General features: G+C 47.8%; 5 protein-coding genes. 3 read left to right on the top strand and 2 right to left on the bottom strand.

Going from position 1 to position 2,114, the window contains the following annotated elements; genetic code table 11:
* Nucleotides 1-336: 336 nt before the first annotated feature.
* Nucleotides 337-621, top strand: a complete 285-nt coding sequence (locus ACESTR_RS15765; protein ID WP_018696786.1) for a helix-turn-helix domain-containing protein — start codon at nucleotides 337-339, stop codon at nucleotides 619-621.
* A 1-nt stretch (nucleotide 622) separates the two neighbouring features.
* Nucleotides 623-919, top strand: coding sequence for a helix-turn-helix domain-containing protein (locus ACESTR_RS15770; RefSeq protein WP_009598269.1), 297 nt, complete (start codon nucleotides 623-625; stop codon nucleotides 917-919).
* Nucleotides 920-946: 27 nt separating this feature from the next.
* Here ACESTR_RS15770 and ACESTR_RS15775 read toward each other — a convergent pair whose 3' ends face one another.
* Both ACESTR_RS15775 and ACESTR_RS15780 read right to left on the bottom strand, forming a co-directional pair.
* Nucleotides 947-1,336: a hypothetical protein gene (locus ACESTR_RS15775; protein ID WP_015546615.1), complete on the bottom strand. Its 390-nt coding sequence runs from the start codon at nucleotides 1,334-1,336 to the stop codon at nucleotides 947-949.
* Between the two features lie 69 nt (nucleotides 1,337-1,405).
* A complete protein-coding gene (locus ACESTR_RS15780) occupies nucleotides 1,406-1,723 on the bottom strand; it encodes a DUF2958 domain-containing protein (RefSeq protein WP_009598209.1) in 318 nt (105 codons plus the stop codon).
* Between the two features lie 209 nt (nucleotides 1,724-1,932).
* Between ACESTR_RS15780 and ACESTR_RS15785 the strand changes: the two genes are divergently transcribed.
* The coding region (locus ACESTR_RS15785) for an AbiH family protein (protein WP_373179426.1) at nucleotides 1,933-2,114 on the top strand (182 nt) is incomplete at its 3' end.

A 2,114-nucleotide genomic window follows, 5' to 3' on the forward strand; every position in this document is an offset into this window, starting at 1 on the left:
GTTTCCGGGGATTTACAAAGCAATGCTGTAACTGAATGAGTTACGGCATTGCTTTTTTATGAGGTAATGATTTAGAAACGCAAGTCTCGAATAAACTTACATCGAGGTTCATCCTGTCAAACAACTCTATACAAATATACGAAATATCTGATAAAAAAAGCAAATATGATTTTTATTACTCCATTTGCCGATTTATGGCGGACATCAGCGTCACCGTCGATCATTTTTTCCTTTGAGCGGACTGGAACGGTCTGGAGCGGACATAGGAATCGTTTTCTGAAGGCTTGGATTATCTTGCACATCCTTAACGCAGAAATCACCTAAACCCTCAGCATTATGGATTGCGTCCTTATGGAAACGAGCGCCTATAAAGAGTTGCAGGCGCACCTTCAACGTCTTCTGGAGCGAGTGTCTGCGCTCCATTCCCTCTCCGCCCAACCGACAACTGTCCGGTGGCTTACGGCCGAGGAGGTCTGCAAGGCCTTGAGCATCACCAAGCGGGCCTTGCAATACTACCGCTCCGCCGGCATTATCCCTTATACAGCATTAGGGAATAAAGTACTGTTCCGGGACGACGACATCCGGCATCTCCTGGAAAAGAATCTGATAAAAAGCCTGTAGCATGCCCGAAGAGATCATCACCCGCGACAGCGCCGCGTTCAAGGAACTGTACCGCGACATCGTCAAAGCCATCCGGGCTGTCGATATTCTGATCGACACGCACCGCCCGACCATCGGAAATGAACTGTACCTGACCAGTGAGGAGATTTGCAGCATCTTCAGCATCTCGAAACGCTCCTTGCAGAATTACCGGGACAACCGCCAAATCCCTTATACTACTCTTGGTGGAAAGATTCTTTATCCACAGTCCTCGCTTTATAAACTGCTGGAACAGCATTATATGAAAGCGCAGCGCTGATGTAGCCTGTATAAGGGGAAGATCAAATCACTCTTCCCCTCCTTTTTTGGACGTATAACTGATATAGTTGCTCGGATGGATCACGCATATCTGCCCATCCGGTGTCCCGAAATCAATGAGGATCGGATATTTGTAAAGCGGAAGATAGTATTTCTTTCCGAAGGACTTGCGGATTGCCTCCGCAGCCAGCAGGATTCCCGATTCGGCCGTTATGGGACGATCGTATCCGGGATATAGTCGCATGATCTCCATGCGGCATTTATTGATGTCGTCGAGCGTAAAGACCTCTCCGCGGATGATGCGCAGCAGACGCAAGGTAAGTTCGTATTCGCGGGACAGATTTCGACGTTGGTCGTCGTTTGTAGCTTCCTCCAACTCTTTCTTCAACCGTTCGGCTTTTTCTTCGAATGTGGCCATATTTATAGTTCTTTTTGTGTAATGATTCTGTTGTCGGCAAGGGGCAGTAAAATTCCGAGGCCTTTGCCGTCATTCATCCTGCGGCAGAAAATCCCGGACGTATTTCCTGGCCGTGTAAATGTCGCGTTCGATGGTAAGTCCGAACGGCAGACGAAGAGATGCCAGCTCGGAGAGCATTAGGTAGCCCCACTCCCATTCGTAGATATGGCAATAACCGAACAGGCGCCAGTCGTCGCCTTCACGTTCGGCTTCGGTAATGAGCCATGTCCCCGTACCGCAGGGGTTGAAATATTTGACGAGGACTTCGGCATCCATTCCTTTTCCATCCTGTGAGTGGAAAGGGTGTTTCTCGAATTTCGAGATAATTTCTTTCGTGAGCAGTTTCATAAGAAATAATATTTTGACTGTCCGGAACGCCCGGACAGCAAGAGACGAATAGCCGCTGCATGCGACAAAGACAAGGCGAAGACCTTGGCGTGTCGTCCGCAGCGGCTATCTTGCTGGACGGGTCGGCGTAAGAAAAAATCATTTACAATCCTTGTTCACAGCAGGATAAATGGTTATCTTTGTTATGGACTACTCTAAATGACAAGCAGATGATGAATCGGATCATATTAATCGGTAACGGCTTCGATCTGGCGCACGGACTGCCGACGAGTTATGCGGATTTTATTCGTGGATACAATATCACTTTGAAATTAGGATTGCTGGAGGGTGAATATGAGCGATATGATGGTCTATGTTCTGTCAATATTTCTGATCCGGAGGATAGGAAAGC

This window comes from Alistipes sp. DJF_B185 (assembly GCF_964250025.1).
GTDB classification, from domain to species: Bacteria; Bacteroidota; Bacteroidia; order Bacteroidales; family Rikenellaceae; genus Alistipes; species Alistipes finegoldii.